This window comes from Dokdonella sp. (genome assembly GCF_019634775.1).
In the GTDB taxonomy this organism is placed as follows: domain Bacteria; phylum Pseudomonadota; class Gammaproteobacteria; order Xanthomonadales; family Rhodanobacteraceae; genus Dokdonella.
Genome location: NZ_JAHCAS010000001.1, coordinates 1056391 through 1080775, shown reverse-complemented (window position 1 = coordinate 1080775; position 24385 = coordinate 1056391). Strand labels below are relative to the sequence as shown.

Sequence of the window (24385 nt, the reverse complement as noted above, 5' to 3'; positions counted from 1 at the left end):
CGGACAAATGCTTGGCGCATCTTTCTGGCGACGCTACGAAGGAGAGCGTCGCAACCCCGCGACCTCGATGGCGCGAGCGCGGTTCCGGTCGGCCAGCCTGCGCCCTACACTATGCCGTCCCGCCGCATGCCGAACCCAGCCGTGAAAGAATCCCTGCGCGAGCTCATCCTCGCCGCGCTCGCCGAGCTGCGGGCGCAAGCCCTGCTCCCTGATGGTGCCACGCCCACATTCGTCGTCGAACGCACGCGCAACCGCGAACATGGCGACTTCGCCAGCAACGTCGCGATGACCTTGGCCAAGGCCGCCGGCCGAAAGCCGCGCGAGCTCGCCGAGGCCATCGCGGGCATTCTCGCCGGGGACCCGCGCATCGCCCGCGTCGAAGTCGCCGGGCCCGGCTTCGTCAATGTCTTCCTTGCCGACGAGGCGATCCACGGCGAAATCCGCCACATCCGCGCGGCGGGCGCAACGTATGGCCGCAACGCCGGTGGCGGCGGGCGCAAGCTGCAGATTGAGTTCGTCTCGGCCAATCCGACCGGTCCGCTGCATGTCGGTCACGGCCGCGGCGCCGCAGTCGGCGACAGCCTGGCACGCATCCTCGCGGCGAACGGCTGGGCGGTCACGCGCGAGTTCTACTACAACGATGCCGGCGCGCAGATCCACAACCTTGCCCTGTCCGTGCAGGCGCGCTGCAAGGGCATCGAGCCCGAGCACGTCGGCTGGCCAGCCGACGGCTACCGCGGCGAGTACATCCGGGATGTCGCCCGCGACTATCTGGCCGGCGCGACCGTGCAGGCCGACGGCCACGATGTCACCGCTGCCGGCGATGCCGACGACCTCGACGCGATCCGCCGCTTCGCCGTGACTTGGCTGCGCCGTGAGCAGGACCTCGACCTGCGTGCCTTCGGCGTCGCCTTCGACGTGTACTTCCTCGAATCGTCACTGTATGCCGACGGCAAGGTCGAGGAGACCGTGCGCAGCCTGGTCGCTGCCGGACATACCTATGAGCAGGACGGCGCACTGTGGCTGCGCACGACCGACTTCGGTGACGACAAGGACCGTGTCATGCGCAAGTCGGAGGGCGGCTACACGTATTTCGTTCCGGACGTCGCCTATCACCGCAACAAGTGGCAGCGTGGCTTCGAGCGCGTCATCAACGAACAGGGTGCCGATCACCATTCGACCGTCACGCGCGTGCGCGCAGGCCTGCAGGCACTCGACGTGGGCATCCCCAAGGGGTGGCCCGAATACGTGCTGCACCAGATGGTCACGGTCATGCGCGGCGGCGAGGAGGTGAAGCTCTCCAAGCGCACCGGCAATTACGTCACCGTGCGCGACCTCATCGACGAGGTCGGCCGCGATGCCACGCGCTACTTCCTCGTTGCGCGCAAGACCGATTCGCAGCTCGTCTTCGACATCGACCTCGCACGCGCGCAAACCAACGACAATCCGGTCTACTACATCCAGTACGCGCATGCACGCGTATGCAGCGTGCAGCGCCAGCTCGCCGAGCGCGGCCTCGTCGCCGACCTCGAGGCCGGCTATGCCGCGCTCGACCGCCTCGACAGCGAGCATGAACGCGTGCTCATGGGCGAGCTGACGCGCTATCCGGAAATCGTCGAGGCCGCCGCCGCACAGCTCGATCCGCAGCTCGTCGCCCAGTATCTGCGCGACCTTGCCGCGGCCTTCCACGCGTACTACAACGCGCACCAGTTCATCGTCGACGAGGCCGCGCTGCGCCATGCCCGCATCGCCCTCGCCGACGCCGCGCGCCAGGTCCTGGCGAACGGACTCGATTTGCTGGGCGTATCCGCCCCGGAGACCATGTGATGGCCGCTCGATCGCGCAAACAGGCAACCCGCGGCGGCTCGCGCCGGACATGGCCGGCCTGGATCTGGCTCGGCATCGGCGTCCTGCTCGGCCTTGCCGTGGCGACCGTATTCCTTGCCGGCAACTGGCTGCCCGTACTGCGCGGCAAGCATCTGCCGCAGCCGAACCCGGCAGCGGTGGCGCCGCGCGAAAGCGAGCCGCCGCTGGCCGAGAGCAAGGACCCGAAGAGGAAGGCCTACGATTTCTATTCGGTGCTGCCGGAAATGGAAGTCGTCATTCCCGACGCCGAGCTGTCAGCCAAGGCACGCGCCGAGGCGCAGGCACGCGCCGCCCGCGAGAACCCGACCTCGCCGGGCGTGCAGACGCCGCAGCCGGCGGCCGCGGGCACCTCGCGCTACATGCTGCAGGTCGGTTCGTATCCCGACGCGAGGGGGGCCGACGAAGTGAAAGCCAAGCTCGCCCTGTCGGGCTTTGTCGCCCAGGTCTACCCGGTGACGATCAACGGCAAGACCTGGAACCGCGTGCGCCTCGGTCCCTATGCCAGCGCCAGCGAGCTCGAGGCGGCCAAGGCCGCGCTCGCCGAGAACGGCATGAACGCGATCGCACTGAAGGAAGACACCGGACGTTGAGGTCGCCCCGCACCGCAGGAAGCGGCTGTAGGAAGCGGCTGTAGGAAGCGGCTGTAGGAAGCGGCTTCAACCGCGATGCTCCTTCCGTACAACACCCCAATCAAACACCTGAAGGCGTTTCCCACAGCGCCGATCCCGGCAGGCAGCGGCCTCAGTTGTCGAAGCCGTTGTCGAAGATGCGATCGGACGTGAACTTGTAGACGACGCCGTTCGAGGTGTGGGCAACGTAGAGGTTGCCGGCCTCGTCCTCGCCAAATCCCGAGTAGGTGCCGTAACCGTTGGTATCGTCGCGCCAAATCGACGTGGTCCAGCCACCGCCGCCTGGCTTGGCCGCCCAGATCTCGCTGGTGCACGAGTCGGAGTAGAAGTACATGCCGTTGAGCGCGGCAATCGGGCCACGGAAACGGAACCCTCCGGTAACCGCGCAGCGACCGCCGGTATGGGTGTATTCGAGCACGGGCAGGACATTGGCCGGCGGCGTCGCGCAGACGTTCGACGAGTTGTAGGTCGCACTGCCCTCCTTGCAACGCCAGCCGTAGAAGGTCGGCTCGGTCGAGCCGGCGACGCGCAGATCGATCTCCTCGACGTTGCCCTGGCCGACGTCGCCGATCCAGAAATCGCCGGTGGCGCGGTCGAAGCTGGTGCGCCACGGATTGCGGAAGCCGTGCAGCCAGATCTCGTCGCAGGTGTTGCCGGTGGCAACGTGGGGGTTGTCGGCGGGAATCGCATACTGGGCCGGCGAAATGCCGCTCGAACCACACATCTCGGCCGCGACTGCGCCGCCGCGCGTGTCGACGTCCAGGCGCAGGATCTTGCCCATGAGGAAATACTGCGGCGTGCCGCTGCCACAGTTGCCCGGTGTACTGTCCAGCGCCTTCTTCCACAGGCACATGGCAAAACCGTGCGGGTCGCCCTGGCTGCCGCCATCGCCGGTCGACATGTACAGGTAGCCGTCCGGACCGAAATGTATGTCGCCGCCGTTGTGGTTGGAGGCATTGTCGGGCACGCGCAGAACCAGCGTGCCGGTCGGATTGGCGACGTCGGAATCGAGCGAGGGTACGGTGTAGCGCGCAAGCGCCACATCGGGCGCAGAACCCAGTTTCGGTTCGGCGTTGGCACGGTTGTAGGCCACATAGAACTCGTCGTTGTGCGGCAGACCGACCTTGCCGAAGTTCGGATGGAAGGCCAGGCCGAGCAGGCCGCTCTCGCCGCCCGCCGTGACCGGCACCGTCACGAACGGCGTCGCCAGCACGCTGCCGTTCTTGACCACCCGGATCGTGCCGCCCTGGTTGACGATGAAGACCCGACCGCTACCGTCATGTGGTGCGCGGATCGCCACCGGGCTGCCGACGCCCGAAGCAAATGGTGTCAGGGTGAGGTCTGCCGGCAGGGTCTGTGCGCTGGCGGCGAACGGGATTGCCGCCGCGACGGCGGCACCGAGGATGGTCATGCGCATGACGGTCGTCTCCGGGTCAGGGACTGATTGGACGTGAGGAAAGGGCCATTGTGCCCGCGATCAGGGTGCAACACTGCAACCGTGCTCACGGATTGGTCCCGCGCTTGAGCCGGATCAGTGCCGAAATGTCGTCGTCGCCATGGCCTTGCCGCATCAACAGGGCATAGTCATCCAGCGACTTCTCGATGATGCTGCGGTCGGTGCCGGCGGCGCGGGCGAGCTCGCGCACGATGGCGAGGTCCTTGTGCAGCAGGGCCAGCTTGAAGCCCACGGAGAATTCGTCGCGCAGCATGGTCGCGCCGCGCTTGTCGAGAAACCAGCTGCCGGCAGCACCAGCCTGCAGGGTCGGCAACAGCCGTTCAGGATCGAGGCCGAGACGCTCGCCCAACGCAAGCCCCTCGCAGACGGCCTGGGCGATGCCGGCGACGAGCACCTGGTTGACCGCCTTGGTGTCCTGGCCGGCACCGCAGGCACCCATATGCCCGACTTTCGCGGCGTAGCAGGCGATGACCGGACGCACTCTTTCGAGGGCGTCGGCATCACCGCCGACCATCACCGACAGCCGCCCGTTGTTCGCTCCTTCGACGCCACCGGACACCGGTGCGTCGATGAAGTCGGCGCCGACCGCGCGCAGGCGCCGCTGCGCCTCGCGCGCGGTCAACGACGACACGGTGGAGTGGTCGACCACGACCGTTCCGGGCCGCGCCTGCGCCGCGATCGCATCGACGTTGGCCAGCACGTCGGCATCGGCCGGCACGCACAGCACGACGACGTTGCAGCGCCGGGCCAGCGCCTCGACCGAATCCGCCGCGACCACGCCGGTTGCGGCGGCGAATGCCTGCGCCTTGGCCGGCGTGCGCGTCCACACCGCGGCGAGCAGACCGGCGTGCGCGAGGTGTCCGGCCATCGGCCGGCCCATCGCGCCGAGGCCAACGAAGCCGGCGCACAGCTTCGCGCTCATGCGTCCTCCGCGAGATAGGTGTATCCGGTCAGGCCCGCTTCGAGCGCGGCATCGAGTTCGTCGGCCAGCGTGCCGCTGATCCCGGCCGCGGCGATCTTGGCGCGGTACTCGGCACGCAGCGCGGCGAGGTCGTAGCCGACGTAATCGAGCATGAGGTCGGTGGTATCGCCGCGACGGACGTGACCGAAACGATAGCCGGCACCGTCCAGGCGCACGCTGACCGCATCGGTGTCGCCGAACAGGTTGTGGATGTCGCCAAGCGTCTCCTGGTAGGCGCCGACCATGAACAGGCCGAGCACGTACGGCTCTCCATGGCCAACCGCGTGCAGCGGCAGGCTGACGTCGACACCGTCGGCATCGACATAGCGGTCGATGCGCCCGTCCGAGTCACAGGTGAGATCGGCGATCACGCCGCGCCGGGTCGGCTCGTGCTCGAGTCCGGCGATCGGCACGATCGGGAACACCTGGTCGATCGCCCAGATGTCCGGTACCGATTCGAACACCGAGAAGTTGACGAAATACTTGTCGACCAGTGTCTCGTTGAGTTCGTCGAGCACCTGGCGATGCGAACGCTCATCGGGCTTGAGACGCCCGCGCACGGCATTCGCGATCGCGTAGTAGAGGTCGTCAAGTTCGGCGCGATCGGCCAGCGAGAGCTGACCAAGCGCATACAGCGACTGGCCTTCGGACAGGTGGTATTGCGCCTCATGGTAGAGCTCGGTGGCCGGGCGCATGCCGATCTCGGCATGCACCTCGCGCAGGCGACGCAGCACGGCTGGTTCATCGGCGCGCTCCGGCGGCACCGCACCAGCGGGGGCCTGCTCGACCTCGCTGACGTTGACCACCAGCACTGCATGGTGCGCGGTCAGCGCGCGACCCGATTCGGTCAGCACGCGCGGATGGGTCAGGCCGTGCTCGGCACAGGCCTCGGCCAGCGCGCCGACCACGCTCGACGCGTACTGGTCGATACCGTAGTTGATCGAACAGTCCGAGCGCGAGCGCGTACCCTCGTAGTCGACGCCAAGGCCACCGCCAACGTCCATGTAACCGATCGGCAAGCCGAGCTGCGACAGCTCGACGAAGTAGCGCACGGCCTCGCGCATGCCGCGCGCAATGTCGCGCACGTTCGACATCTGCGAGCCCATGTGGAAGTGCAGCAGACGCAGCGTGTGCGCAAGCTGTGCCGCCTTCAGCTCGTCGATCAAGGTCAGCAGCTGGCGCGGGGTGAGGCCGAACTTGGCCTTGTCGCCGCCGGAGTTCTGCCATTTGCCGGCGCCGAGGCTCTTCAGGCGCATGCGCACGCCGAGCAGCGGTTCGACGCCCAGCCGACGCGCCTCCTCGACTACGTAGCGCAGCTCGGACGGCTTTTCGATGACGATGAACACATCGATGCCGAGCTTGCGTCCGATCAGGGCGAGGCGGATGTATTCGCGGTCCTTGTAGCCGTTGCAGATGACCGTGGTCCCCGCTTTCGCGAGCGCAAGCACGGCCATCAGCTCGGGCTTGGAGCCGGCCTCGAGACCGAAGCCTTCGCCGACGCTCGCGGCAAGCTCACCGGCGACGTTCTTCTGCTGGTTGACCTTGATCGGATAGATGCCGGTGTAGCCGCCGCTGTAATCCCACTCCGCCATCGCTTTCGCGAACGCGCGCTGCAAGCGCTCGCGGCGGTCGTTGAGGATGTCGGCGAAACGGACCAGCAGCGGCAGGCGCGCACCCTGCGCGCGCGCCGCGGCGACGACCTCGGGCAAGTCGAGCGCCTGGCCGGCCTCGCCGCGTGGGCGCACGATGATGTGACCGTTCGCGCCGACGTCGAAATAACCTTCGCTCCAATGCGCAACGGAATACAGATCGCGTGCGTCGTCCGTGCTCCAGGATCGGCTCATGTGGGGTCCTCCGGGATGACAGCGACGTCGCAGCGGCGGGCCTGGACGGAACGGCCACGACGGATCGGAAGCCTCGCACGCCGCGGGATCCGTCGGGGGCGCGCATTGTAGCGAAGCGGCACGAACGATGGAGGGAACCCTTCCTTTGCTGGAAGCGGCTTCTGTGGGAGCGACTGACCAGCCGTTCGGCTGTCGAAGACCAGCCGTGATCGCATGACAAGAGTTTGCTTCGCGGCGCCCGCGCCAGCCGCTACAATCGCGCGCCTTTCGGCGCCGCGCCGTTCCGCGGCACGCTACAGCGCAGTCCAGGAATCCTCCCATGTCGACGTCCGAGCCGAGCTGGTTCACCGAAGCCCACGAATCCTCCGGTTCCTCGATCGGATTCCGCGTCCGCGAGCGCCTGCACGCCGAGCAAACGCCGTTCCAGCACATCGAGATCTACGACTCGACCGACTGGGGCAAGCTCATGGTCATCGACGGCTGCATGATGCTGACCACGCGCGACAACTTCTTCTACCACGAGATGATGGCGCACCCGGCGCTGTTCACCCATTCGCGCGCCAAGCGCGTGGTCATCATCGGCGGCGGCGACTGCGGCACCCTGCGTGAGGTGCTGCGCCACGACGAGGTCGAGCGCGTCGTGCAGGTCGACATCGATGAGCGCGTGACACGTCTGGCCGAGCAGTACTTCCCCGAGCTGTGCGAATCGAACGGCGATCCGCGCGCCGAACTGCGCTTCGACGACGGCATCAAGTACATGGCCGACTGTGATCCGGAGTCGGTCGATATCGTCATCGTCGACTCGACCGATCCGGTCGGCCCGGCCGAGGGCCTGTTCAATGCCGCGTTCTACTCGAGCTGCTTCAAGGCGCTGCGTCCCGGTGGCATCTTCGTGCAGCAGAGTGAATCGCCGCTCGCCCACATCGGATTGATCAAGCAGATGCGCTCGGCCCTGCGCGTGGCCGGCTTCCAGGCCGTACGCACGCTGACCTTCCCGCAGCCTTGCTACCCGACCGGCTGGTGGAGCGCGACGCTGGCGCGCAAGGGTGCCGACCTGTCGGGCTTCCGCGAGCGCGGCGCGCAGACCAAGCAGTTCGCCACGCGCTACTACAATGCCGACATCCACAAGGCCGCGCTGTCGCTGCCGGAGTTCGTGCGCGAGGAACTCGGCGAGTAGATTCGCGATAGTGCGACGACGGTCACCGCGCCCGGCGTCGCTTGCAGTTCGACCCGAGTGACTCGCTGCGCGCAGGAAACCCGCCATGAAGCCCTGCATCGCCTTGTTTGCTCTTGCCATGCTGTGCGGCGCGGTCGGTGCCCAGACATGGCCGAGTGCGAACTTTCGCCATGTGCATGCCATCACCGGACGCAACCAGCCGACACAGGTCGCGTTCGCGCATGACGGGCGCGTGTTCGTCGCCGAGAAGGCCGGTCGCATCTGGATGTACGCGAATCTGCTCGACACGAGCCCGCAGCAGGTCGCCGACCTGTCCGCAGTCGTGCATGACTACCAGGACCGCGGCCTGCTCGGCCTTGCCCTCGATCCACGCTTTCCCGAGCGGCCCTGGCTGTACGTCAGCTATTCATACAACGGCGGCCTGTTCGCCGATTTGCCGCCGCGCTGGCCTGCTGCCGGCTGTGCGAACCCCAACGGCGACAATGCCGGCTGCGTGATCAGTGGCCGTCTGTCGCGATTGACCCTGGACGGCAACCAGATCAGCGAAGAGCAGGTGTTGATCGAGGACTGGTACCAGCAATATCCAAGCCATTCGATCGGCAGCGTGCGCTTCGGTGCCGACGGCTATCTCTATGTCGGCGGCGGCGACGGCGCCAGCTTCCTGTGGGCCGACTGGGGTCAGCGCGGCAATCCGGACTTCCCCGACCAGCGCGCGCCGGTCGACCACGGCGGCGCGTTGCGCGCGCAGGGGCTGGAGGTGGAGGCCGCCTACGTCGGCCAGGTCTGGCTCAACGGCACCATCGCACGCGTCGATCCAGCCACCGGCGCAGGCGCGCCGGACAATCCGCTCGCGGCGATGCCGGGCGCAACACCGAACGCTCGTCGCATCATCGCCTATGGGCTGCGCAACCCGTTCCGCTTCACCATGCGCCCCGGTACCAGCGAGGTCTGGGTCGGCGACGTCGGCTGGAACACGGTCGAGGAGATCGATGTCGTTCCCGCCGTCGGCGGTACCGGCAACCTGCTCAATTTCGGCTGGCCGTGCTTCGAAGGTATCCAGGCCAGCGGCGGCTATGCCACGCGCCCGTTGTGCATGAATCTCTACGAAAACGACAATGCCGGCGGGCGCACGCCGGTCACGCCGCCGTTCCATTCCTACCGCCACATGGGTGGCGCCTCGATCTCGGCGGTCGCCTTCTACACGGGCGAACAGTGGCCGGCCGAATACCGCAACGCGCTGTTCTTCGCCGACCTGATCACCAACCGCATCCGCGTGCTCGCCGACACGGATGGCGATGGTCTCCCGGATCCGCTGCCGGAAGGCGGTGCGCCCGTATTCGGCCTTGGCAACCTGCCCGTCGTCGACCTCGTGTCCGGCCCGGGTGGCGACCTCTTCTTCGTCAACATCAACAACGGTCGCATCACCCGCATCGCCTGGGATGCCGACACCAGCCGCCGCAATCTCGCCCCATCGGCGGCAATCGCACTGGCCAAGGGCGCGCTCGCCGACGGTCCGGAACGTACGGTCAGCTTCTCCGCCGCGAACAGCGTCGACCCCGATGGCGACAGCCTCGCCTGGACCTGGGATCTCGATGGCGATGGTGACTGCGACGATGCCAGCGGCGTCGGCGCCAGTGCGGCCTACACCAGCGACGGCGCCACGCCGCGCACGATCATCGTCACCGTGTGCGCCACCGACACAAACGGCGCCCGCGACATCGCCCGCATGACCATCACGATCGCCCGCGATGCCTTGTTCGCTGATGGGTTCGACGGTGGTGTCAAGGGTGTTGCCTTGTAGAGCACGTTCACCGGCGCCCCCCCGATAGACCGGCGCATCGCCCGTGCCAGGGCTCCACAAGGACGCCCGGATCCATTCCCCGGCCTCTCGTCGTTTTCCCATCCCTGGCCCCTGTCCACGCGAAATTTCGTGGAGGAGGACTACGCACCCGCAGGAGCCCCCCATGCATCGTCATTTCCACACCCTCATGGCCGCTCTGTTCGCCCTGGGCGCACATGCCACCTTCGCCGCCGACACGGTGGAGGGTTCGTTCGCCGTCCCCTACCTCGATCCACCGGTCCCGGAAACCCGGCTCGGGCACGGCTTCGCCGCTTTCGACCGCGACTCGGCTGAAGCCGGGGACTACAAGCTGTACGTGGTGCTGGCCGACCAGCCGCTGGCCGACAAGATCAAGGATCCGGCCAACGACCCGGTGATGGCGCTGGAACGGTGGCGCTTCACCAGCCAGAAGGTGCTTGGTCACGTCAAACTGGTCATCGACGAACGCGGCGTGCCCAGCCTCACCCTGGGCCGGTTGAACAAGGGCAATCTCGGCATGGATGGCAACGACATACGGCTGCACCTGACCCGTATCGATGGCCAGCGTGTCGCCGGTGAGATCGTCGTCGCCCAACCCGACAAGGCCAGTGCAAGGGTGAAGTTCGACCTGCCGGTCCTCGCCACCCAGGGGCTCGCTCCCACGCTCACCGGTCGGCTTGCCGGCTATCCGAAAATGCATGCCGCCGCCGAGGATGGGGCGCGCCGCGCCTACGCGTCCCTGCTCGGCTCCCTCGAAGGCAAGCCCGCCGAAGGCTTCGAGCTGGCGTGGGACCTGCAGGAAGCGATCGATCAAGGCCAACGGCCAGCGCTTCCCGGCACGGTCTACGCCGTCCGCATCGACCTCGATCCGTACTACACGAACCGTTTCGACTCGGGCCAGGTCACGGCCAAGCTCGCTGCCTGCGGGAAAGGGGACGCTGGCGAGCGCGAAACCGTGATCGTGAGCCTCAAGCGCGACGAACCCGACGGCACATGGACCATCGAGAGAGTCGACGCCGACGAACAGGAGTTGGCGCGCTTCGGGCCCGTGCCGGCGTCGTGCGCGAGCTGAGCGTTCAGGTCGCGCCGTTGCACCGGATCAGGTCCGGCTCCATCCGCGCAGCACGAGGCAGGTGCAACCTGACTGCGGGGCATCCGTTCACAGCGCGCTCAACACTCCGGCGATCGTTGCCGTCATGAACGTCGCGATCGAGCCACCGAGGACGGCGCGCAGGCCGAAGCGGGCAAGGTCGGTGCGCCGCTCGGGAGCGAGGCCGCCGATGCCGCCGATCTGGATCGCGATCGACGAGAAGTTGGCGAAGCCGCACAGGGCGTAGGTCGCGATCAGGCGGCCCTGGTCGGTCAGCGCGATGCCGGCGACTTCGCCATTGACGATCTTCGCGAGCTCGGTATAGGCGACGAATTCGTTGATGACGACCTTCTGGCCGATCAGCGAACCGACCGTGGTCGCGTCGGCCCACGGCGTGCCGATGATCCAGGCCACCGGCGCGAGCACGAAGCCGAAGATCGTCGACAGGTCGGTCGGCTTGCCGATCGCGGCGGCCAGGCCGGTGAATTCGCCGAGCCAGGTCAGCGGCGCGTTGATGAGGGCGATCAGGGCGATGAAGGCGAGCAGCATCGCGCCGATGTTGAGGGCGAGCCGCAGGCCATCACCCGCACCGGCAGCAGCGGCATCGATGACGTTGCTGGTGGTCTTCTCGACTTCCATCTTGACCGTGCCGCGGGTCAGCGGCTGCTGCGTTTCCGGGATCAGGATCTTGGCCACGACCATCGTCGCTGGCGCCGCCATGATCGAGGCGGCGAGCAGGTGCTTGGCGTAGAAGGCCTGTTGTTCGGGATCGCTGCCACCGAGCATGCCGACGTAGGCGGCGAGCACGCCGCCGGCGATGTGCGCCATGCCACCGATCATCATCGTGATGAGTTCGGATTCGGTCATGCGCGAGATGTACGGGCGCACGGTCAGGGGCGCCTCGGTCTGGCCGATGAACACGCTGGCGCAGACGCTGGTGGTTTCCGCACCCGACACGCGCATCACCTTGGTGATCGCCCAGGCCATGCCGCGCACGATCGCCTGCATGACGCCCAGGTGATAGAGCACGCCCATCAGGGCCGAGAAGAAGATGATTGTCGGCAGCACCTGGAAGGCGAAGATGAAGCCCATCTTCGAGGTGTCCATGAGGCTGCCGAAGATGAAGTTGGAACCTGCGTTGACGAAGTTCAGCACCTTGACGAAGCCGTGGCCGAGCCAGTCGAACACCTCGCGCCCTCCGGGCACGAGCAGGACCAAGGCGGCGAACGCGATCTGGAGCAGGACTCCGATGATGACCAGTCGCCAGTCGACGGCGCGCTTGTTGTTCGAGAATAACCAGGCCAGGGCAATCAGGGTGACGAGGCCGAACAGGCCGAAGGCGACATGGCCAAGCGCGTCGAACATGTGGATTTTCCCCGGATGCGGCCGGCGACCGCGCGGCGAGCGTAGAGCAGCGGTGAAGGGCCGCGCAAGGCAGACGCGGTCAGAGGGGTTGGGGTGACCTGATAGAATCGCCGACTTTCCCAGCCTGCCCGAGACCCGGGCAAAGTCGCCAGGCAGCCATGTCCGCCCACGCCCTCGAACAACCTTCGATCGATCGCGAATACACGCTCGACCACAAGTACACGCGCGCCGAAGGTCGCATCTATCTTTCCGGCGTGCAGGCGCTGGTACGCCTGCCACTGATGCAGCAGATGCGCGACCGCGCCCAGGGCCTCGACACGGCCGGCTTCATCTCTGGGTACCGTGGTTCGCCGCTCGGCGGTTTCGACCTCGAACTGTGGAAGGCGCGCAAACACCTCAAGGCCTCGAACATCGAGTTCACGCCGGGCCTCAATGAGGACCTCGGCGCGACCATGGTCTGGGGCACGCAGCAGACCAACCTGTTCCCGGGCGCGAAGTACGATGGCGTGTTCGCCATGTGGTATGGCAAGGGACCCGGCGTCGACCGCTGCGGCGATGTGTTCAAGCACGGCAACGCGGCCGGCACCTCCCGACACGGTGGCGTGCTGGCGCTCGCCGCGGACGATCACGCATGCCGCTCATCGACCCTGCCGCACGGGTCGGAACTCGAGTTCGTCTCGGCGATGATGCCGATCCTCAACCCGGCCGGCGTACAGGACATCCTCGACATGGGCCTGCTCGGTTGGGCGATGTCGCGCTTCACCGGCCGCTGGGTCGGTTTCAAGACGATCGCCGAAACCGTCGAATCGAGCGCCAGCGTCAACGTAAATCCGCATCAGCTCGACATCGTCCTGCCGGACGATTTCGTCGGCCCCGACGGTGGCCTCAACATCCGCTGGCCCGATCCGCCGCTCAACCAGGAACTGCGCCTGCACCAGTACGCCGTGCAGGCCGCCTGCGCATTCGCGCGTGCCAATGGCATCGACAAGGTCGTGCTCGACTCGCCGAAGGCACGCCTGGGCATCGTCACCACCGGCAAGAGCTACCTCGACGTGCTGCAGGCGCTCGAGTACCTCGGCATCAGCGCACGCGACGCACGCGAGATCGGCATCCGCGTGTACAAGATCGGCATGACCTGGCCGCTCGAACCGGTCGGCATCCGCGAGTTCGCCGCCGGACTCGAGGACGTCATCGTCGTCGAGGAGAAGCGTTCGTTCATCGAATCGCAGATGAAGGAGTACATGTACAACTGGCCGACCCGACCGAGCGTGGTCGGCAAGTACGACGAGGAAGGCAACTGGGTGCTGCCGAGCACCGGCGAACTGACCCCGGCGATGATCGCCCTGGTCATCGCCAGGCGCCTCGCGCGCTTCTTCAGCAGCGAGGCGATCCGCGCGCGCGTGGCCTGGATCGAGGCCAAGGAGCGCGAACTGACGCTGCCGCGCGCGAACTTCCCGCGTGCCGCGCACTATTGCTCGGGCTGCCCGCACAACACTTCGACTGCGGTGCCGGAAGGCTCGCGCGCACACGGCGGTATCGGTTGCCACTACATGGTCACATGGATGGACCGGCGCACCGACACGTTCTCGCACATGGGCGGCGAAGGCGTGACCTGGTGCGGGCAGGCACCCTTCACCGAGACCGAACACATATTCCAGAACCTCGGCGACGGCACCTATTTCCATTCCGGCTCGCTGGCGATCCGCCAGGCGATCGCGGCCAAGGTCAACATCACCTACAAGATCCTCTACAACGACGCCGTGGCGATGACCGGCGGACAGCCGGTCGACGGTACGCTTACCGTGCCCGACATCGCCCACCAGATGCGCGCCGAAGGCGTGCAGACGATCATCGTCGTCAGCGACGACATCGCCAAATGGTCGCGCCCCGAGATCTTCCCGAGCGGCGTCGAGTTCATCCATCGCGACGAGCTCGACGCAGTGCAGAAGCGCATGCGCACGATCAAGGGCGTGTCGATCCTGATCTATGACCAGACCTGCGCGACCGAGAAGCGCCGCCGGCGCAAGCGCGGCAAGCTCGAAGACCCGAAAAAGCGCGTGTTCATCAACTCGCTGGTCTGCGAAGGCTGCGGTGACTGTGGCGTGAAATCGTTCTGCGTGTCGGTACTGCCAAAGGAGACCGAATACGGACGCAAGCGCGAGATCGACCAGAGCGGTTGCAACAAGGATTTCTCGTGCGTGAAGGGTTTCTGCCCGAGCTTCGTCACCGTGCACGGCGGTGGTCTGAAGAAGAAGAAGGGCGTCGGTACGATCGATTTCGACGCGCTGCCCATGCCGCGCTTCGCGACCGACCTTACGCGACCGTGGAACGTTCTCGTCACCGGCATCGGTGGCACCGGCGTGGTCACGATCGGCGCGCTGATCGGCATGGCCGCCCACCTCGAAGGCAAGGGCAGCACCGTGCTCGACCAGACCGGCCTCGCCCAGAAGGGTGGTGCGGTCACCTGCCACCTGCGCATCGCCAGATCGCCCGACGAGATCCATGCCGTGCGCATCGCCGCCGGCGAGGCCGATCTCGTGCTCGGCTGCGACATGGTCGTGGTCAACGACTACTGGGCACTGTCGAAGATCCGCGCCGATCGCTCCAACGTCGTGCTCAACACCTATGAAGCGATGCCGGGCACGTTCACCACGCGACCCGACATGCAGTTTCCGGCGCAGCAGATCATCGATGCGGTCAAGCTGGCCCTGGACGGCCAGTCGCCCGAGCTCGTCGACGCCACCGAACTGGCCACTGCCCTGCTCGGCGACACCATCGCCACCAACCTGTTCATGCTTGGGCTGGCCTGGCAGAAGGGTTGGGTGCCGGTCAGCCACGACGCGCTGATGCGCGCGATCGAACTCAACGGCGCGGCGATCGAGATGAACAAGTCCGCGTTCAACTGGGGTCGCCTCGCCGCCGAGGACATGGGCCGCGTGCGCGAAGCCGCCGGCGTGCGTGCGCGCCTGCCGGCTGGCGCGATTCCGTTGGCCTTGCCCATGGCGAAGCCGTCGCCTTCATCGCACCCGGCTGCTTCCGGCGCAGCGCAAGGGCAACAGGAAACGGCGGACGCCCTCGACGACAGCACGCTCAGCAGCAGCCTCGACCAGCGCATCGCCCGCCGCGTGGAGTTCCTCACCGGCTACCAGAATGCCGCCTATGCGGCGCGCTATCGCGCCCTGGTCGACAAGGTGCGCGCCGCCGAGCAGCAGAAGACGCCGGGTTTCACCAGCCTCACCGAAGCCGTCGCGCGTTACGCGTTCAAACTGATGGCTTACAAGGACGAATACGAGGTCGCGCGCCTGTACACCAGCGGCGATTTCGAGCGGCGCATCCGCGAGCAGTTCGACGGCGACTTCAAGCTGCACTTCCACCTCGCCCCGCCGTTGCTGGCGAAGAAGGATGCCGATGGCCACCTGCGCAAGGCCGAGTACGGGCCATGGGTGTTCAAGGCGTTCCGTTTGCTGGCCAGACTCAAGGGCCTGCGCGGGACCGCCTTCGACCTGTTCGGCCGCACCGCCGAACGCCGCATGGAACGCCGCCTCATCGAGGACTACTTCCGCCTCGCCGACGAACTGCTCGCGAAGCTCGACCACGACAACCATGCGCTCGCCGTCGACATCGCCAGCGTGCCCGAGCACATCCGCGGCTACGGCCACGTCAAGGAACGCCACCTCGCCGACGCGCTCAAGCGCCAGGACGACCTGCTCGTCGCCTGGCGCGATCCACGAACAGGTCGCGCTGTCGCCTGAGCACGAGCGGAGCTGACACGGGTCCTTGCCAAGGGATGTTCTGATCATTCGCAAGCGATTGATCAGAACATCCCAAGGTCTGCACGAAGGCCCCGCGCCACTCACCCCGTGGCTGGCGCAGCGCCGCCGATGCAACCCGTTCCAGCCCTTACCGTCGTCCCGGCACCCGCGCCAGAGCCCAGACATCGATGTGTTGCACGCCGGCACGGCGCAGCACGCGAGCGCATTCGGCGAGGGTCGCGCCGGTGGTCATGACATCGTCGAAGATGGCGACGCGGGCCGGCAGCTCGACTCCCGGGGAAAGGCTGAAAGCGTCACGCAGGTTGCGCCGGCGCGCACCAGCATCGAGGTCGGTCTGCGCCGGCGTGGCGCGCGTGCGGAGCAGGGCACCCGCGGCGAGCGGCAGGCCGAGCGCCCTGGCCAGTGGCCGCGCGAGCTCGAGGGCCTGGTTGTATCCACGCTCGCGCAGGCGTTCGCGGTGCAATGGCACGCAGATGACCAGGTCGGTTTGGGCGGGCGGTGCGGCGCAGGCGGCATCGACCAACAGTTCGGCGAGGACATGGCCGGCGGCGAGGTCGCCATGAAACTTGAAACGTGCCTCGAGCAGGTCGAGCGGGTGGCCGTAGCGCCACGGCACCCAGGCGCCGTCGAACGGCGGCGTGCGGCGCAGACAGCGGCCACACAGCGGCTCCGCCGTCTGCAGCGGCAGCGCGCAGCGGGCGCAGCAGTGCGTGTTCGCGGCGAGGTCGCCGCGGCAGCCGGCGCAGAGGTCGCGGCCTTGCGCGCCGTCGCCGCCGCAGAGCAGGCAGCGCGGCGGCAGCAGCGCCTGCAGGACGCGCCGCGCGATACCGTCAACCTGTCGGCTTCCGCTCAAGTTGACAGCCTCCCATGCCGAACCCAGACTCGCGCCGGCATCCTGCGGCGCGCTCGCGTGCGGCGCAACCTGCCCCATCCCCTTGCCCGGTAAGCCCCGCATGAACGCCAGCCTCCGTCACGACTGGAGCCGCGAGGAGATCCTCGCCCTGCTCGACCTGCCGTTTGCCGAACTGCTGCATCGCGCACACGAGGTGCACCGTGCCCACCATGACCCGAATGCCGTGCAGGTGTCGACCCTGCTTTCGATCAAGACCGGCGGCTGTCCCGAGGACTGCGCCTACTGCCCGCAAGCCGCGCGCTATGCCACCGGGGTGCAGGCCGAGAAGCTGATGCCGCTCGAAGCCGTGGTCGCGCGGGCGCGCCAGGCCAAGGCCGCCGGGGCGACGCGTTTCTGCATGGGTGCGGCCTGGCGTTCGCCGAAGGACCGCGACATCCCCAAGGTCGCGGCGATGATCCGCGAAGTGCGCTCGCTCGGCATGGAGACCTGCGCGACCTTGGGCATGCTGAGCGCGGAACAGGCCGTGGCGCTCCGGGACGCCGGCCTCGACTACTACAACCACAACATCGACACCGCGCCCGAGCACTACGGCGAGATCGTGCACACGCGCGAGTTCGCGGATCGCCTGGAAACGCTCGGTCATGTCCGCGACGCCGGGCTCAAGACCTGCTGCGGCGGCATCGTCGGCATGGGTGAATCGCGCGCGCAGCGTGCCGGTCTCCTGCAGGCGCTGGCGAGCCTGCCCGAGCACCCGCAGTCGGTACCGATCAACCGCCTCGTGCAGGTCGAGGGCACGCCGCTGGCCGGCACCGCCCTGCTTGATCCGTTCGAGTTCGTGCGCACCATTGCCGCTGCGCGCATCAGCATGCCGCGATCGATGGTGCGCCTGTCGGCCGGCCGTGCCGAGATGAGCGACGAGCTGCAGGCGCTGTGCTTCTTCGCCGGCGCCAACTCGATCTTCTACGGCGAAAAGCTGCTGACCACCGGCAATCCCGACGTCGTCGCCGACCAGGCACTGTTCACGCGCCTGGGCATCCACGCCATGCCGATCGACGGCGGGCACGACGATGCGCATACCGTGCACGCCGACATCGTCGAACCCTGCGCCTGCGCGACCGCGGCCGCCTGAGCCACGCGCTCAGCGGATCTCGAAATTCCCGTGGAAAATGCAGTCGATCTGTGGCACCACGAATGCCGCGTAACCGTTGCGTGCGATGCCGCCGACCGTCGCGAACGAGCCGCCGACATCGAGGCGGCCACGGCACGAATCGGCAAGCGCACGCACGGTGTTGTCGGCCAGGGGCGCGAAGCTTGCATCGACGCCACCGCCGGCGACGGCAACACGCGCGAGGCGGGCGCCGCCGGGCGGCTGGTTGGCGAACGCTCCACCGACGTAGACATGGTCGCCGATGCGCAGCAAGGCGAGGATCGAACCCGAGATCGGCGTCGACCAGCCGGCATCGAAGGAGCCGCTGGTGGCGTCGATGCGGGCAAGGAAATTGATGTTCGGATTGCTGTGGAAGAAGTTGCCGCCGATGTAGAGCTGTGTGCCGGAAAGGTGCATGGCGTCGACACGGCCACTGATCCCGGCGTTGAACGCCGAGACCGTGGCCGGCACGCTCTGGCTGATGCGCGCGAGTCCCTGGCGCACAGTCCCGGCGATCTGGCCGAACTCGCCGCCGACGATCAGATCGTTGCCGCTGACCTGCAGCGCCGACACCGTGCCACGATTACCGGCGCTGGGCGTTCCGGTCGGGCTGAACTGCGTTTGCGCCTGCCATGCGGTTTCTATCGCACCGGTGTCGCGGTTGAGGCGCAGCAGGCCATAGCTGGCGCCTTCCTGGGTGTCACCGCCGAGGAACAAGCCGTTGGCGGTCACCGCGATGGCGCGGATCTGGTTGCCGCCGGCGGTCGAGAAAGGCGAGGCGAAGCCAGGCGCCAGGCTGCCGTCGGCACGCAGGCGCACAATGCTGCGCATGGTCGTGCCGTTGACACTGTCGAAGAAGCCGCCGGCGTAGATTTCACCGCCCGATACGGCCAGCGAATAGACCGCGACGGTACTGAGGCCGCCGAACTCCGGGGCGAAGGTCGGATCGATCGTCCCGTCGCGCTCCAGGCGCAGCAGCGCAGTGCGGACCAGGGCACCGTTGGCGGCGCGGTTGAAGATGCCGCCGACGAGCATGCGCCCGTCGGGCTGGCGCAACAGCGCATGCACGATTCCGGGCTGGGTGGCACCGGAGGACGGAACGGTCTGCAACTTAAGATCCCAGGCCGGATCGGGCATCACCTGTGCGGCGACCGGAGCGAGATGCATCGCCGCGACCAGCGCGAGCAGGATGAGCGGAAACCGGAAAGACGCAACGCGCATGGCGGGACTCCATTCAGGGGGTCCTGCCTGTTACGCAAAAACGCGCCGCCGATCCCAGCGCGGGGATCGCGTGCCTCAGTGCAGCTTGAGCCGGCCCGACACACGCCGCTGCAGCAGGCGCGCGAGCGCCAGCACGAGCGTGTTGCCGATGCCGAGGATGGCGCGGTGGTGGTCGAGGTGCAGGGACATGTAGGCCAACTTGGCGACCAAGCCTTCGACGAAGAAGTTCGGTCCGCCGAGACCACCCATCAACGAGCCGACGCCGCGCTTCTCGCCGAGCGAAACCAGCGAGCCGAAGTCGCGGTAGACATAGGGCTTGTCGACGCTGCGCTCACGCAGCGCAGCAAGCAGCGCCCGGGCGAGATAGGCCGCCTGCTGGTGCGCGGCCTGCGCGCGCGCGGGTACGCTGCGTTCACCCCAAGGGCATTGCGCGCAATCACCGAGCGCGTAGACATCCGGTGCCGAAGTGCGCAGGTGATCGTCGACGATGAACTGGTTGAGCCGGTTGGTGGCGAGGCCGTACCCCGCATTGGTCGCAGCCGCCTTGATGCCGGCGGCCCAGACGATGATGTCGGCTTCGATCTCGCCATCCGCGGTGACGAGGCGATCGGGTCGTACTTCGGTTACCGCCGTACCCGGCAGCACACGCACGCCCTTGCGTTCGAGCGCGCGAGTCGCCTGCTTCGAGATCTTCTCGGGCAGGGCGGAGAGAATGCGCGGTGCGGCTTCGACGAGGGTGATGTCGAGTCGGAAGCGCTGCTCGGCACCGAAACCCTCCTGCAGCACGGCATGTGCCTCGAGCAGTTCGGCCGAGAGTTCCACCCCGGTCGCACCGCCGCCGACGATGGCGATGCCGAGCTGGCGACGTTCGGAAAACGCGGCGCGCGTGAATGCGCCAAGCAGGTGGCGGCGAAACCGTTCGGCATCGGCCGTCTGTTCGAGGACCCACGCGCTCTCGGCGCCCGGCGTACCGAAATGGTTCGAACCGCTGCCGAGCGCGAGCACGGCACGGGTGAAGCTGACCGTGCGCGCCGGCACGAGCACACGGCCGTCGTCGTCGAGCAGTTCGGCCAGGGACAGGCTTCTGCCCGCCGCATCGAAGTCCACCAAGTCACCGAGGGTGAAACTGAAATGGTTGCGCCGCGCCAGGATCATGTACGACAGGCCTTCCTGGTGCGCGTCGAGCGTGCCGGCGGCGACCTCGTGCAGGGAAGGCTTCCAGATGTGGAACACCGAACGGTCGATCAGCAGCACGCGCTCGCGCCCGGCCCTGCGACCGAGCTTGCGGCCGAGCCGCGCGGCCAGCTCAAGCCCGCCGGCACCACCGCCGATCACCACGATGTCGTAATGCATGGATCGTTGCCGCGCAGCCATCACGACATCGAGTGTACGGGTATCGCGCGGCACCTGCGGCGTGTCCGGATCGGCCGTCGTGTGCGCGGATACAATCCGCACACGCATGTTCCGCCCGCCCGTATCGACATCATGACCAGGGTCCGCCACGCATGAGCGCAACCCCGCTCGACCGCTGCGCGGATGTTTTCGGGTGCTTGCGCAAGCCGCCGGTGCACGAGCCTGGACCACACCAGCCTGCGCCTGTTCGAGATCGAGGCGGACGCGCGTGCCGCCCGGCGTGCCGGATTCCAGTCTCGTCGCCACCCCGGGGACGACGTCGGAGCGGGCAGACCGCGCACCCTCGTGCAGGCCGCCGTGGACGGATCCGCGAGGCCGCTCGTGCGCCTCGCCGAAATGCCCGGCGAGATCGAGGTCCACACGCCCGCCTTGGGGATGGCGCCGGAAGAGCGCGCGCCGCGCTCGTCGCGCTGATGCGGAACCGTCCGTGACCTCGCGCCCCGACCTGCTGCAAGGACTCGCCGATGCGCGCGCGCGCCGGGTCGGTGGCGCGCTCGGACGCCGCACGCGCACGGTCGGCCGTGACGTCGCGGCACCGGTCAGCCTGTTCGTCGACGGACGCCGCCTGCTCGACTTTGCCAGCAACGACTATCTCGCCCTGGCCCGCGATGCGGCAGTCGTCGACGCGCTCGCCGGTGCCGCGCGACGGACCGGCGTGGGCGCCGGCGCGGCGCACCTGCTCGGCGGCCATCGCGAGGAACACGCCGCGCTCGAAGAAGCACTCGCGGCATGGACCGGACGCTCGCGCGCGCTGCTGTTCTCGACCGGCTACATGGCCAATCTCGGCGTGCTGCAGGCGTTGCTCGCACCGGCCGAGCCGACGGCGCGCACGACCCCGGCGCTGTGCGTGCAGGACAAGCTCAATCACGCCTGCCTGATCGATGGCGCGCGCCTCGCCGGCTGCGAGCTCAAGCGCTACCCGCATGCGGACGTGGAGGCCGCGCGACGCCAGTTCGGCACACGACCCGGTGCGGCGGCGATGCTCGCCACCGACGGCGTGTTCAGCATGGACGGCGATATCGCGCCGTTGCGCGCGCTCGCCGCGCTGTGTGCCGAGGAACAGGCCTTGCTGATGGTCGACGATGCGCACGGCCTTGGCGTGCTCGGTCCGCGCGGTGCGGGCAGCCTCGCCGAGTCCGGGCTCGACGAGACCGCGGCGCCGGTGCTGATGGCAACGCTCGGCAAGGCGCTCGGCGTCGCCGGTGCCTTCGTCGCCGGATCAGCCTCGCTTATCGACGGCCTCGTGCAGTTCGCGCGGCCGTACATCTACACGACGGCGATGCCACCGGCACTCGCCGCGGCGTGTCTGGCAGCCGTCGGCATCGCGCGCGACGATGGCGAACGGCGTCAGCGCCTGCTGCTCAACATCGAGCGGTTTCGCGCCGGTGCGGCGGCACGCGGGCTGCCTCTGCTGCCGTCGCGCACGGCCATCCAGCCGCTCCTGGTCGGCGACAGTGTGGCGGCTCTGCAGGCAGCACAGACTCTGGAAGCGGCCGGCTTTTTCGTGCCGGCAATCCGCCCGCCGACCGTGCCCGAAGGCAGCGCGCGCCTGCGCGTGACCTTGTCGGCCGCACATGTCGAAGCAGACATAGACGGCCTGCTCGCCGCGCTCTCGCGCTGCCTGCCACGCAGTGGAGCCGCATCATGATCGAGGCGCGTGACGACCTCGCTCGGCGGCGACCGGTCTGGGCGGCGTTGTCGGAGCTGTATCTCGATACCGACACGGCCGGGCTCGTGGAGCACTGCGCACACGACCTCGCGCGTTCGGACTACGACCTCGACGAGCTGGCCACGATCCTGCGCCGCGAGGTGCATCCCGTGCTGCGCACGAATCTGTTCGTCAGCGCCGGTGTCTGGAACGGTTTCGATCCCGATTGGCTCGAAGCGGAAATCCTGCGCCGCCACGCGCGGCCGCGCTGGCTGCGGCCGCGCGGATTCATCATGCGTGGCATCGTCGATGCGCTGTGGCAGGAACTCGCGCCGCGCATCGCCGACTACCGCAACGGACGTCGCCAGACCATCCCGCTTCCCGTCGAGTCCGGGTCATGACGCTCGCGATCTCCACGTGTGGCGCGGGCCCTGATCTGGTTCTGATCCACGGCTGGGCCATGCACGGCGGCATTTTCGCGCCGCTGGTCGACGTGCTCGCCACGCACTGGCGGGTGCATCTGGTTGACCTGCCTGGCCATGGCCGCAGCCGCGAAGCGTGGACGCCCGGCGCTCTCGACCCGGCCACCTGTGCCGCTCGCATCATCGCCGCCACACCCCCGGCAATCTGGCTCGGCTGGTCGCTCGGCGGCCTCGTCGCCGTACACGCGGCACTCGCCGATCCCCGGCATGTCCGCGGTCTCATCGCGATCGCCAGCAGTCCACGATTCGTCGCCGCCGCCGACTGGCCGCATGGCGTGGCGGCAAGCGTATTCGCCGAATTCGGTGCGGCACTGGAATCACGCTTCGAACACGCGATCGAGCGCTTTCTCGCCTTGGAAACACTTGGCTCGCCACATGCGCATGAGGAACTGCGGGCCTTGCGCGCGCAGGTGTTCGCGCCGGGCGCGCCGCGCATCGAGGCGTTGCGTGAAGGCCTTGCCCTGCTCGATGCAGTGGACCTGCGCGCGACGCTGGCCGAACTGCGTGTGCCGAGCCTGTGGATCGGTGGTCGCCGCGACCGCCTGGTGCCACCGGGCGCGCTGGCCTGGGCGGCGCAACAGGCGCCGCGCGCGCGCCTTCTCGAACTGCCGAGTGGCCATGCGCCCTTCCTCGCCCATGCCGCGCCGATCGCCACCGCGATCGGCGCCCTCGCCGCCGAGCTCGGACCATGAGCAAGCACTTCGACAGCACACACGTACGCCGCGCCTTCGGCCGCGCCGCCGCCAGCTACGAGGCCCACGCGGTGTTGCAGGCCGAGGTCCAGCAACGCCTGCTCGAACGGCTCGATGAGCATCCGCTTGCGCCGCAACGCGTGCTTGATGTCGGGGCAGGCACCGGACGCGGCACGGCGCTGCTGCGCAAGCGCTATCCGAAGGCGCAGCTCGTCGCAATCGACCTCGCCATGCCGATGCTGGTCGCCGCGCGCCGCCATCGCACCTGGTTGCGCCCGTTCGCGCGGGTCTGCGCCGACGCCGCAGCCTTGCCGTTCGCCGAGGCCTCGATCGATCTGCTGCATTCGAACCTGTGTCTGCAATGGTGCGGCGGACTCGATGCGGTGTTCGATGGTTTTCGCCGCGTGCTGCGTCCGGGCGGGCTCGTGTTGTTCAGCACTTTCGGCCCGGAAACCCTGCACGAACTGCGTGCCGCGTTCGCCGAAGTCGATGCAAAGCCGCACGTCAGTCGCTTCCTCGACATGCATCCACTCGGCGACGCCCTGCTGGCTGCCGGTTTCCGCGATCCCGTGCTTGAACGCGACCGCTTCACCCTGACCTACGCGAGCGCACTCGATCTCATGCGCGAACTGCGCGCACTGGGTGCCACCAACGCCGACCCGGAACGCGAGCGTGGCCTCACCGGCAAGGGCCGCCTGCAGAAAGTGATCGACGCCTACGAGCAGTTCCGTCAGGGCGATCGTCTGCCTGCGACCTGGGAAGTCGTCTATGCCATCGCCCGCGCTCCCGAACCGGGTCAACCCCGGCGTAGCTCCGACGGCGCGATTGCCAGCTTCCCGATCGAGCGCCTGCGCGGCACGCGTCGCAGCACGCGCTGAACCTTCATCAACTTCGGCCCGGTCGACTCGCAACGCTCCGCCACATCGAGTGCGCACGCGCGTGCGTGCTG

General features: G+C 67.8%; 18 protein-coding genes. 11 read left to right on the top strand and 7 right to left on the bottom strand.

Annotated elements, in window-relative coordinates:
* Positions 1–141 precede the first annotated feature (141 nt).
* Both argS and KF907_RS04635 read left to right on the top strand, forming a co-directional pair.
* The gene (gene argS, locus KF907_RS04640; RefSeq protein ID WP_291218671.1) at positions 142–1827 is read left to right on the top strand and encodes an arginine--tRNA ligase; all 1686 of its coding nucleotides are present in this window, start codon (positions 142–144) and stop codon (positions 1825–1827) included.
* Positions 1827–2456: an SPOR domain-containing protein gene (locus KF907_RS04635; protein ID WP_291218669.1), complete on the top strand. Its 630-nt coding sequence runs from the start codon at positions 1827–1829 to the stop codon at positions 2454–2456. The genes argS and KF907_RS04635 overlap by 1 nt, the downstream gene beginning before the upstream one ends.
* A 151-nt stretch (positions 2457–2607) precedes the next feature.
* Here KF907_RS04635 and KF907_RS04630 read toward each other — a convergent pair whose 3' ends face one another.
* From KF907_RS04630 to speA, 3 genes are all read right to left on the bottom strand, one after another.
* Complete coding sequence (locus tag KF907_RS04630; RefSeq protein ID WP_291218667.1) at positions 2608–3912, bottom strand: PQQ-dependent sugar dehydrogenase; 1305 nt, start codon at positions 3910–3912, stop codon at positions 2608–2610.
* A gap of 85 nt (positions 3913–3997) precedes the next feature.
* Positions 3998–4873 carry an NAD(P)-dependent oxidoreductase gene (locus tag KF907_RS04625; protein ID WP_291218665.1) on the bottom strand — a complete coding sequence of 292 codons (876 nt, stop codon included), beginning with the start codon at positions 4871–4873 and terminating at the stop codon, positions 3998–4000.
* On the bottom strand, positions 4870–6756 hold the full coding sequence (gene speA / locus KF907_RS04620) for a biosynthetic arginine decarboxylase (RefSeq protein ID WP_291218663.1): 1887 nt from the start codon (positions 6754–6756) through the stop codon (positions 4870–4872). Before speA ends, KF907_RS04625 begins: the two co-directional genes overlap by 4 nt.
* Before the next feature lie 319 nt (positions 6757–7075).
* Between speA and speE the strand changes: the two genes are divergently transcribed.
* The 3 genes from speE (at position 7076) to KF907_RS04605 (ending at position 10824) form a co-directional block, all read left to right on the top strand.
* Positions 7076–7933: a polyamine aminopropyltransferase gene (gene speE, locus KF907_RS04615; RefSeq protein WP_291218662.1), complete on the top strand. Its 858-nt coding sequence runs from the start codon at positions 7076–7078 to the stop codon at positions 7931–7933.
* An 85-nt stretch (positions 7934–8018) separates the two neighbouring features.
* Complete coding sequence (locus tag KF907_RS04610) at positions 8019–9734, top strand: PQQ-dependent sugar dehydrogenase (RefSeq protein WP_291218659.1); 1716 nt, start codon at positions 8019–8021, stop codon at positions 9732–9734.
* Positions 9735–9897: 163 nt separating this feature from the next.
* Positions 9898–10824, top strand: coding sequence for a hypothetical protein (locus tag KF907_RS04605; protein ID WP_291218658.1), 927 nt, complete (start codon positions 9898–9900; stop codon positions 10822–10824).
* A gap of 87 nt (positions 10825–10911) precedes the next feature.
* Here KF907_RS04605 and KF907_RS04600 read toward each other — a convergent pair whose 3' ends face one another.
* The gene (locus KF907_RS04600; protein WP_291218656.1) at positions 10912–12207 is read right to left on the bottom strand and encodes a NupC/NupG family nucleoside CNT transporter; all 1296 of its coding nucleotides are present in this window, start codon (positions 12205–12207) and stop codon (positions 10912–10914) included.
* A 158-nt stretch (positions 12208–12365) separates the two neighbouring features.
* On the opposite strand from KF907_RS04600, the gene KF907_RS04595 reads away from it, so the two are divergent.
* Positions 12366–15959: an indolepyruvate ferredoxin oxidoreductase family protein gene (locus KF907_RS04595; protein ID WP_291218654.1), complete on the top strand. Its 3594-nt coding sequence runs from the start codon at positions 12366–12368 to the stop codon at positions 15957–15959.
* A gap of 148 nt (positions 15960–16107) precedes the next feature.
* Here KF907_RS04595 and KF907_RS04590 read toward each other — a convergent pair whose 3' ends face one another.
* Entirely contained in the window at positions 16108–16911 is an 804-nt protein-coding gene (locus KF907_RS04590) for a ComF family protein (protein WP_472843854.1), read from the bottom strand.
* Positions 16912–16933: 22 nt separating this feature from the next.
* Between KF907_RS04590 and bioB the strand changes: the two genes are divergently transcribed.
* A complete protein-coding gene (gene bioB, locus KF907_RS04585; protein ID WP_291218650.1) occupies positions 16934–17962 on the top strand; it encodes a biotin synthase BioB in 1029 nt (342 codons plus the stop codon).
* A gap of 9 nt (positions 17963–17971) precedes the next feature.
* Here the strand turns inward: bioB and KF907_RS04580 are convergent, their stop codons facing one another.
* Both KF907_RS04580 and KF907_RS04575 read right to left on the bottom strand, forming a co-directional pair.
* Positions 17972–19201, bottom strand: coding sequence for a delta-60 repeat domain-containing protein (locus KF907_RS04580; RefSeq protein ID WP_291218648.1), 1230 nt, complete (start codon positions 19199–19201; stop codon positions 17972–17974).
* Between the two features lie 75 nt (positions 19202–19276).
* The gene (locus KF907_RS04575) at positions 19277–20656 is read right to left on the bottom strand and encodes an NAD(P)/FAD-dependent oxidoreductase (protein ID WP_291218646.1); all 1380 of its coding nucleotides are present in this window, start codon (positions 20654–20656) and stop codon (positions 19277–19279) included.
* A 385-nt stretch (positions 20657–21041) separates the two neighbouring features.
* On the opposite strand from KF907_RS04575, the gene bioF reads away from it, so the two are divergent.
* From bioF to bioC, 4 genes are read left to right on the top strand one after another with little or no spacing between them, the layout of a single operon-like run.
* Complete coding sequence (bioF, locus tag KF907_RS04570; RefSeq protein ID WP_291218644.1) at positions 21042–22262, top strand: 8-amino-7-oxononanoate synthase; 1221 nt, start codon at positions 21042–21044, stop codon at positions 22260–22262.
* A complete protein-coding gene (locus KF907_RS04565) occupies positions 22259–22663 on the top strand; it encodes a DUF7079 family protein (RefSeq protein WP_291218642.1) in 405 nt (134 codons plus the stop codon). Before bioF ends, KF907_RS04565 begins: the two co-directional genes overlap by 4 nt.
* Positions 22660–23436, top strand: a complete 777-nt coding sequence (bioH, locus tag KF907_RS04560; RefSeq protein WP_291218640.1) for a pimeloyl-ACP methyl ester esterase BioH — start codon at positions 22660–22662, stop codon at positions 23434–23436. Before KF907_RS04565 ends, bioH begins: the two co-directional genes overlap by 4 nt.
* A complete protein-coding gene (gene bioC / locus KF907_RS04555) occupies positions 23433–24314 on the top strand; it encodes a malonyl-ACP O-methyltransferase BioC (protein ID WP_291218638.1) in 882 nt (293 codons plus the stop codon). Before bioH ends, bioC begins: the two co-directional genes overlap by 4 nt.
* Positions 24315–24385: the final 71 nt, after the last annotated feature.

Excerpts from the sequence above, each read along its gene's own strand:
- KF907_RS04600 (WP_291218656.1), bottom strand. The coding sequence starts at position 12,207 with ATGTTCGACGCGCTTGGCCATGTCGCCTTCGGCCTGTTCGGCCTCGTC.
- bioC (WP_291218638.1), top strand. The coding sequence starts at position 23,433 with ATGAGCAAGCACTTCGACAGCACACACGTACGCCGCGCCTTCGGCCGC.
- bioH (WP_291218640.1), top strand. The coding sequence starts at position 22,660 with ATGACGCTCGCGATCTCCACGTGTGGCGCGGGCCCTGATCTGGTTCTG.
- KF907_RS04610 (WP_291218659.1), top strand. The coding sequence starts at position 8,019 with ATGAAGCCCTGCATCGCCTTGTTTGCTCTTGCCATGCTGTGCGGCGCG.
- KF907_RS04580 (WP_291218648.1), bottom strand. The coding sequence starts at position 19,201 with ATGCGCGTTGCGTCTTTCCGGTTTCCGCTCATCCTGCTCGCGCTGGTC.
- KF907_RS04590 (WP_472843854.1), bottom strand. The coding sequence starts at position 16,911 with ATGGGGCAGGTTGCGCCGCACGCGAGCGCGCCGCAGGATGCCGGCGCG.
- bioB (WP_291218650.1), top strand. The coding sequence starts at position 16,934 with ATGAACGCCAGCCTCCGTCACGACTGGAGCCGCGAGGAGATCCTCGCC.
- KF907_RS04605 (WP_291218658.1), top strand. The coding sequence starts at position 9,898 with ATGCATCGTCATTTCCACACCCTCATGGCCGCTCTGTTCGCCCTGGGC.
- KF907_RS04565 (WP_291218642.1), top strand. The coding sequence starts at position 22,259 with ATGATCGAGGCGCGTGACGACCTCGCTCGGCGGCGACCGGTCTGGGCG.
- KF907_RS04635 (WP_291218669.1), top strand. The coding sequence starts at position 1,827 with ATGGCCGCTCGATCGCGCAAACAGGCAACCCGCGGCGGCTCGCGCCGG.
- KF907_RS04630 (WP_291218667.1), bottom strand. The coding sequence starts at position 3,912 with ATGCGCATGACCATCCTCGGTGCCGCCGTCGCGGCGGCAATCCCGTTC.
- speE (WP_291218662.1), top strand. The coding sequence starts at position 7,076 with ATGTCGACGTCCGAGCCGAGCTGGTTCACCGAAGCCCACGAATCCTCC.
- KF907_RS04595 (WP_291218654.1), top strand. The coding sequence starts at position 12,366 with ATGTCCGCCCACGCCCTCGAACAACCTTCGATCGATCGCGAATACACG.
- speA (WP_291218663.1), bottom strand. The coding sequence starts at position 6,756 with ATGAGCCGATCCTGGAGCACGGACGACGCACGCGATCTGTATTCCGTT.
- KF907_RS04625 (WP_291218665.1), bottom strand. The coding sequence starts at position 4,873 with ATGAGCGCGAAGCTGTGCGCCGGCTTCGTTGGCCTCGGCGCGATGGGC.